Origin of the sequence: Streptomyces pseudogriseolus, assembly GCA_002154585.1 — a bacterium.
In the GTDB taxonomy this organism is placed as follows: Bacteria; Actinomycetota; Actinomycetes; order Streptomycetales; family Streptomycetaceae; genus Streptomyces; species Streptomyces pseudogriseolus.
The window spans coordinates 1-7,381 of the sequence record MUNG01000275.1; the positions used below are offsets into that span (position 1 = coordinate 1).

General features: G+C 74.2%; 5 protein-coding genes. 1 reads left to right on the forward strand and 4 read right to left on the reverse strand.

The annotated features are described in order from the left end of the window. Positions 1–220 precede the first annotated feature (220 nt). The 4 genes from CCN29_RS23165 to CCN29_RS23180 all read right to left on the reverse strand — a co-directional run bounded on the left by CCN29_RS23165 (position 221) and on the right by CCN29_RS23180 (position 5,995). Positions 221–1,888 (reverse strand): glycosyltransferase family 2 protein, encoded by a 1,668-nt coding sequence (locus CCN29_RS23165; protein WP_086684207.1) that lies wholly within the window; start codon positions 1,886–1,888, stop codon positions 221–223. Then, a complete protein-coding gene (locus CCN29_RS23170) occupies positions 1,888–4,083 on the reverse strand; it encodes a CDP-glycerol glycerophosphotransferase family protein (protein WP_031019532.1) in 2,196 nt (731 codons plus the stop codon). Before CCN29_RS23170 ends, CCN29_RS23165 begins: the two co-directional genes overlap by 1 nt. A 201-nt stretch (positions 4,084–4,284) precedes the next feature. After that, positions 4,285–5,073 (reverse strand): ABC transporter ATP-binding protein, encoded by a 789-nt coding sequence (locus CCN29_RS23175; RefSeq protein WP_006132426.1) that lies wholly within the window; start codon positions 5,071–5,073, stop codon positions 4,285–4,287. Next, positions 5,066–5,995, reverse strand: a complete 930-nt coding sequence (locus CCN29_RS23180; protein WP_006132424.1) for an ABC transporter permease — start codon at positions 5,993–5,995, stop codon at positions 5,066–5,068. Before CCN29_RS23180 ends, CCN29_RS23175 begins: the two co-directional genes overlap by 8 nt. 132 nt (positions 5,996–6,127) lie before the next feature. On the opposite strand from CCN29_RS23180, the gene CCN29_RS23185 reads away from it, so the two are divergent. Further along, positions 6,128–6,763: a TetR/AcrR family transcriptional regulator gene (locus CCN29_RS23185; protein ID WP_006132422.1), complete on the forward strand. Its 636-nt coding sequence runs from the start codon at positions 6,128–6,130 to the stop codon at positions 6,761–6,763. Positions 6,764–7,381 lie beyond the last annotated feature (618 nt).

A 7,381-nucleotide genomic window follows, 5' to 3' on the forward strand; every position in this document is an offset into this window, starting at 1 on the left:
GCACGACTGCCCGCAGTCGGCAGGGGCGCGGGGAACTGCGCGACCGGCCATGATGTGGCCGCACCCGGCGTGCGACAGTCCCCGGCACCCCGGTGGCCGTACGGGGGTGTGGGCGCGGGCCCGCTGGGGGTGCCGCCTGCGCCCACCCGTGCCGCCCCAAGCGGCACGACTGCCCGCAGTCGGCGCGGGGAACGTGGCCGTGCCGTGAGGCCGGTGGGTGTCAGGGGAGTGCGTCCGTCGCCAGTTGGACCGCCCGGCGCAGGCGGGGGTGGGTGGCCAGGGGGCGGAGTGCCGCGGCGGCGCCGGACGGCTCCCAGCGGATCTGGAGGCGGCCCGGGTTGTGGCCCTCCGGCTCGACGGTGACCCGGTGCGGGGCGATGCCGGAGCGGTAGGGCACGCGGGCGGTCAGCGGCGGGAACTCCAGCGGGGCGAGCAGCAGCGCCTGGTGGGCCTGGCCGCCGGCGGAGAGCCGGACCAGCGGATGCCGCACCCCGGTGAAGCCGCCCAGGGGCAGTCGCGCCCCGGCCAGGTCCAGCCGTACCGTCCCCTCGAACACGCCGGGCCGCACCGGGTCCAGGCGGAACGGCACGGTGAGGCGGCGCCGGCCGGGGGAGATCACCAGGCTCGCCCGCTGCGGGCCGACGGGGAGCCGCAGCGCCGGGTCATAGGTCCGCACGGTCAGGTCGACGCGCGCGCCGCCGCCGGGGACGCGGGCGATCCCCGTGATCTCGTGCCGGAACAGCGCGCCGGGGAACGGCCGGGTGTCCGGCTCCAGCACGGTCAGGTCCAGCTCGCGGCGGGCGGCCACGGTGTCCGGCACGCGGTCGCCCCAGTAGACGCGGCCGTCCTCGTCGGCGGTCAGCCGCCTCGGGGCGACGCCGTACCCCAGCCCCCGCGCCGCCAGCGCGGCCTCCGCGAGCCTGCGGTCCCGGACCAGCCGGAGCACCACCCGCTCGGCACGGGGCAGCCGCGCGTACGCGCCCGGGGACAGCGTCTCCAGGTACGGGTTCACCTCGTCGGCGAAGGCGGCCAGCCACTCCTCGTCGCGGTAGGGCAGGTCGCCCGCGTACATCCGGAAGTCGTGCTTGAGAAACTTGTGGTCCTTGTCCTCGCGCAGTCCCGCGTGCCCGCTCTCCGTGAGGAACGCGTCGATCAGCCGCTGCACGTGGATCCGGTCGCGGACGTTGCCGATCAGATGCCGTTGGTTGGATATGGACGCCGCGTCGGAGCGTACGTAGGGGGCTATGTACCAGAGGTAGACCGGCTCGGGGACGATCGTGAACCGCTCCGCGAGACAGTAGGCCTGCGCCGAGAACAGCTGGTCCTCGTAGTGGATGCCCTCCGGGAAGCGCAGCGCGTGCCGGTCGAGGAAGGCGCGGGCGTACATCTTGCTGGTCGCCAGGTGCTCGAAGAACAGCCGCGGGTCGTCCTCGATGCCGTCCAGGGTGCGGCGCTCGCCGACCAGGTGCGGCATCCAGGTGGAGCGGCGTCCGGTGTCCACCCTGATCCGGCGCACCGCGCCCATCGCGAAGTCGATCTCCCGCTCCCGGTGGGCGGCGAGCAGGGCGGCGACCGCCCCCTCCGGCAGCTCGTCGTCGCTGTCGAGGAACATCAGGTACGGCGCCCGGGCGATCTCCAGGGCCCGGTTGCGGGGGGCGCTGCACCCGCCGCTGTTCTCCGGCAGCCGCAGGTACCGCACGCGCGGGTCGGCGGCCGCCAGCTCCCGCGCCACGCGGGGGGTGTCGTCGGTGGAGTGGTCGTCGCTGATGACGATCTCGACGTTCCGGTGGGTCTGGCGGCGCACGGACTCCACCGCGCGGGGCAGCCGCGCGGCGTCGTTGTGCACGATCACCGTGACGGTGACGTCGGGTGTCCGGGACGCGGACATCACGCGCTCACCTCCTGGGGCGCGGGCGCCGGGGTGCGTTCCTCCAGCGGGAGCACCGGCGGGAGGGACGCCTCGTCCTCGCCGAGGAACACTCTCCGCACGACCCGCTCGGCGGCCCGGCCGTCGTCGAACTCGCAGAACCGGCGGCGGAAGGCGGCCCGCGCCTTCGCCGCCCCCTCGTCACGCCAGGCGTCGGTGGCGAGGATCTCGGTGAGGTCGTCCTGGGTGCGCGCCACCGGCCCGGGCGCCTCCGCCATCAGGTCGAAGTACACCCCGCGGGTGGTGCGGTAGGTCTCCCAGTCGTCGGCGTGGATCACGATCGGGCGGTCCAGGTTGGCGTAGTCGAACATGATCGACGAGTAGTCCGTGACCAGGGCGTCGGCGGCCAGGCACAGCTCCTCGACCGGGTCGTACGACGACACGTCGATCACGCGCCCGGAGCGGCGCAGGCCGGCCAGGGGTGAGACGCCCGCGTCGTAGAAGTAGTGGGCGCGCACCAGCAGGACGGTGTCCTCGCCGAGCCGGTCGGCGAGCGCGGCGAGGTCCAGGCGCGGGGTCCAGCCGGCCTCGTAGTCGCGGTGGGTGGGCGCGTAGAGGACGGCCCGGCGGCCGGGGGCGATGCCGAGCCGCTCGCGGACCGCGCGCACCTCCTCGGCGCCGGCCGTGCAGTAGACGTCGTTGCGCGGATAGCCGTGGTCGAGGGAGACGTACCGGGACGGGTAGGCGCGCTCCCACATGCGGGTGGTGTGGCTGTTGGCGGAGACGCTGTAGTCCCACTTGTCGACGCGTTCGAGGAGGGCGTCGAAGTCGAGGCCCTGCGCGGCGGCCGGGTAGGCCGTCTGGTCGAGGCCCATGCGCTTGAGCGGGGTGCCGTGGTGGGTCTGCACATGCACCGCGTCCGGGCGTTTGACCACCGCGTTCGGGAAGTTGACGTTGTTGACGAGGTACTTCGCCGTCGCCAGCGTCTCCCAGTAGCGGCGGGTGCCGGGGACCACGTGGTCGGTGCCGGGCGGCAGCAGGGCCGCGTTGCGGGCGGTCACCACCCACACCGGGTGGATGTGCGGGGCCAGCTCGAGGAGCTTCGCGGCGATCGCGGCCGGGTTGCAGGCGACGCCGCGGTTCCAGTAGGCGGAGAACACCGCGAGCTGCGGGTCGACGGGACGGCGCAGCGCCGCGCGGTACTGCCGGTCGCGGATCAGCGCGCCCGCCTGCCGCCGACCTGCGCGCACCGTGGACCGCACGGCGCGGCGGGCGTGATTGGCGGCCTGGAAGGCCCGGTAGCGGGTGTAGGCGCCCTCTTCGAGCAGCGAGCGGCGCACGCCCTCCGGTCCGCCGGGGCGGCGGTACCCCTCGGGGCGGCGGCGTACGGCGGCGGAACCGGCCCGCAGGAAGAACTCCCGCGCCGCGGGCTCGGGCACGGCGCCGCGGGCGAAGGCGCGCAGGCAGTCGCGGACCATGATCTCGTAGAGCACGGTGTAGACGGCGGGCCGGTCCTGGGCGAGGTCGAGCAGGGCCTCGTAGCGGTCGACGGCGGCGAGGTGCTGCTCCGGGGTGACGGGCGGGAGGCTCGCGGGGCGCAGCCGCCGGTCCTCGTAGGCGATGTGCGGCAGGCAGGAGACGCGGCCGGCGAGCAGCAGGGCGGCGAGGGCGGCGCGCGGCTCGTCGTCGGTGGTGAGCCGTTCCTCGTGGGCCCGCCAGAAGTCGGCGCGCAGCACGCGCGTGCCGAGCAGCGGGGTGAGCCGCAGCAGGTAGGCGCTGTCGGCGAGGGCCGGCTCGGTGCGTCCGGCGCGGGCGAGGAGGGGGCCGTCCGCCGAGGGCAGGGCGGAGCTGCGCCAGGTGCTGCGCAGATGGTCCAGAAGGAGGACGTCCACGGTGTCCGGCAGCTCGGCGGTGCGTTCGGCGACCGTGCGGGGGCTGCCGGGCGGGAGGCCGTCCTTGGCGCGGACGAAGTGCAGCCAGCGGCCGCCGGCCCGCGCGGCCCCCGCCGCTCTCGCCGCCGCGTCGGACGTGCCGTCGGGCAGCGGGACCACCTGGAGCCGCTGGGCGTGCCGCTCGGCCGTCTCGCGGGCCCAGTCGCCGACGGCGGCGACCACGACCTCCACGTCCGGCAGCGGGTGGGCGACGAGCGAGTCGAGCAGGCCGGTCAGGTGGTCCTGGGTGTTCGGCCCGTGGACGATGACGCTGAGCTGGGGCATCACGGGGCTCCTTCGGCTGCTCGTCGGCGCGGACGGTCCCGTCGGTCGTATCCAGTCATAGTGACACCGATGGGGCGAATCGGGCGGGGGAGGTCCACCCGAACGGCGCTCGCCGCGCCCGCGCCGGCCGTGCTATCGCCCTACCGGACCGGCCACCGGCCACCGGCCACCGGCCACCGGCCACCGGCCACCGGCTCAGGGCTACCGGGACCCGGTGAACTTCTCGTACTCCTTGAGCACCTCGTCCGTCGGCCCGTCCATGCGCAGCTCGCCGCGCTCGAGCCACAGCACCCGGTCGCAGGTGTCGCGGATGGACTTGTTGTTGTGGCTGACCAGGAACACCGTGCCGGCGTGCTTGCGCAGCTCACGGATGCGGGCCTCGGAGCGCTTCTGGAAGGAGCGGTCGCCGGTGGCGAGCGCCTCGTCGACGAGGAGCACGTCGTGGTCCTTGGCGGCGGCGATGGAGAAGCGCAGGCGGGCCGCCATGCCGGAGGAGTAGGTGCGCATCGGCAGGGTGATGAAGTCGCCCTTCTCGTTGATGCCGGAGAAGTCGACGATGCCCTGGTAGCGCTCCTTCACCTCCTCGCGGGACATGCCCATCGCGAGCCCGCCCAGGAGGACGTTGCGCTCGCCGGTGAGATCGGCCATCAGCGCCGCGTTGACGCCGAGCAGGGACGGCTGGCCGTCGGTGTAGATGCGGCCGTTCTCCACGGGGAGCAGTCCGGCGACGGCCTTGAGCAGCGTGGACTTGCCGGAGCCGTTGGTGCCGATCAGTCCGATCGCCTCGCCGCGGTAGGCGACGAAGGACACGTTCCGTACGGCGTGCACCCGGCGGACGCCGGACGCCTTCTCGGTCTGCCTGCGGCGGAGCATGCGGTTGAGCGCTGCGGTCGCGGTGCCGCGTCCCGCGCCGGTGCCGTTGACCCGGTAGACCACGTCGACGCCGTCGGCGACGACCGTGGGCCTCCTGTCCTGGGGGGTGTCAGCCACGGCCGTACCTTTCCTCTGCCTTCCAGAAGTAGACGAAGCCGACCACGCCGGCGAGCACCGCCCAGCCGAGCGCGAACGCCCAGACGTGCGGCGGCAGGTACGACGAGTCGTACTGGTCGATCAGCGCGAAGCGCACCAGGTCCATGTAGATGGCGGCCGGGTTCCACTGGAGGACGTCCGCGAGCCAGGCGGGGACGTTCTTGTCCGCCAGCATCGCCGGGATGGAGAACATCACGCCGGACGCGTACATCCAGGTCCGCAGCACGAACGGCATCAGCTGGGCCAGGTCGGGCGTCTTGCTGCCCATCCGCGCGAAGATCAGCGCGAGCCCGGTGTTGAACACGAACTGGAGCACCAGGGCGGGCACCACGAGCAGCCAGGACGCCGCGGGGTAGTTGCCGAAGCCGACCATGAGGACGACCAGCACGATCATCGAGAACAGCAGCTGCTGGAGCTGCTGGAGCGCGAACGAGATCGGCAGCGACGCGCGCGGGAAGTGCAGCGCGCGCACCAGTCCGAGGTTGCCGGAGATCGCCCGCACGCCGGCCAGCACCGAGCTCTGCGTGAAGGTGAACACGAACACGCCCGTCACCAGGAACGGCACGTACGCGTCGCTCGGTATGCCCTTACGGGCGCCCAGCAGCAGGCCGAAGATGAAGAAGTACACCGCCGCGTTGAGCAGCGGCGTCGCCACCTGCCAGAGCTGGCCCAGCTTCGCCTTGCTGTACTGCGCGGTCAGCTTGGCCTGCGAGAAGGCCAGGATGAAGTGGCGCCGTCCCCACAGCTGGCGGACGTACGCGCCGAGGGACGGGCGGGCGCCGCTGACCGTGAGGCCGTGGCGGGCGGCGAGGGCCGCGAGGTCGGCCTCGGGCGGTTCCGGGCGCGCCGACGCGGCGGGCGGTGTGTGGAGTGCCTGACTCACATCCGCTGCTTTCGCTAGAGGGGGGTGGGGGGTGACGGTTCCGACGTCGGAACGGGACCGTATCGTCGTGACGACGAGCGTAGGTCGAATGCACGTCGGAACGCAACCGTATCGTCGCAACGCGGGCGGCCTATGCTGGAGCGCATGACGAACGCAGACGCGCCCGAGCCACGTCCGCGCCGCCGGGCTCCCGCCGGGGCCGCCGTCCTGCGCGAGGACGTCACCGAGGCGATCCGGGCGGCCGTCTTCGAGGAGCTCGCCGCCGTCGGCTACGCCCGCATGTCGATCGAGGGCATCGCGCGCCGCGCGGGCGTCGGCAAGACCGCCGTGTACCGCCGCTGGCGCTCCAAGCTGCACGTCGTCCTCGACGTGGTCTCCGCGCTCGCCGTCCAGGGCCTGCCCGCGCCGGACACCGGCTCCCTGGAGGGCGACCTGCGCCTGCTCTACGAGGTCACCTCCCGCGCCCTGCGCCACCCCGTCGCCTCGCAGATCCTCCCCGACCTCCAGGCCGAGGCCGCCCGCAACCCGGAGATCGCCGAGGCCGTGCAGAAGGCCCTGCGCGAAGGCCAGGACGGAGTCGCCAAGGGCATCGTCACGGCGGCCCAGGAACGCGGCGAGATCGCCCCCGCCCTGGACCACGGACTGGCCCTGGACCTGATCTCCGGACCGCTGTACTGGCGCTCGGTGGTGATCCGCAGCCCGAAGCTCCCGAAGGGCTACCTGGACGGCCTGGCCCGCGCGACGACCCAGGCCCTCCGGGCCCTCTGAGAGCCGGTCGCCCGGGCTCTCCGGGCCGCGTCCGCCCGGGTCCCGGCCTCGGCCCCTCGGACCCTTGGCCCCCGCCGGCCGGCCCCGGTCAGCTCCTTCGCGTCCGTCCCGGCACCCTGGGCCCGCCGGCCTCCCTGAGCCCCGGCCGGCGCGGCCTCACCCGCGCGACCGCGCGGACTCCCTCGGCGACGATGGCCTGGGCCGCCGGGCTCTCCGGCCTGGCGCGGTGCATGTCTGCCAGGCGCTCCGGCCCCGGCGCGCGCGGCCTCAGCCCGGGTGACCGTCAGGGCTTTCCGAGAGGTGATCGCCTGGGCCGCCGGGCTTTCCGGCCCCGGCGGCCCAGGCGTGTCTGCCAGGCCCTCTGGGCCCGGCACGCGGCCTCAACTCGCGTGACCGCCAGGGCTCTCCGAGAGGTGACCGCCTGGGCCGCCGGCCTCTTCGGGCGCCGCCCGCTCGAGCCCTCGCGGCCGGCCGGGTCTTTTCCAGGCGCCCGCCTCACCTCACCTCCACCACCGCCGCAACCGCCCCGCCAGGACCCGGCCCGCCCCCTGGGCGCCCGCCGCCAGGCGGAGGGACAGGGCGCCTCCGTGGGTGGGGTGGGGGCGGACCAGGATGAGG

What these genes read in the sequence shown, in the direction of transcription:
- CCN29_RS23165 (WP_086684207.1), bottom strand. Translation starts at nt 1,888, where the DNA reads ATGTCCGCGTCCCGGACACCCGACGTCACCGTCACGGTGATCGTGCAC.
- CCN29_RS23170 (WP_031019532.1), bottom strand. Translation starts at nt 4,083, where the DNA reads ATGCCCCAGCTCAGCGTCATCGTCCACGGGCCGAACACCCAGGACCAC.
- CCN29_RS23185 (WP_006132422.1), top strand. Translation starts at nt 6,128, where the DNA reads ATGCTGGAGCGCATGACGAACGCAGACGCGCCCGAGCCACGTCCGCGC.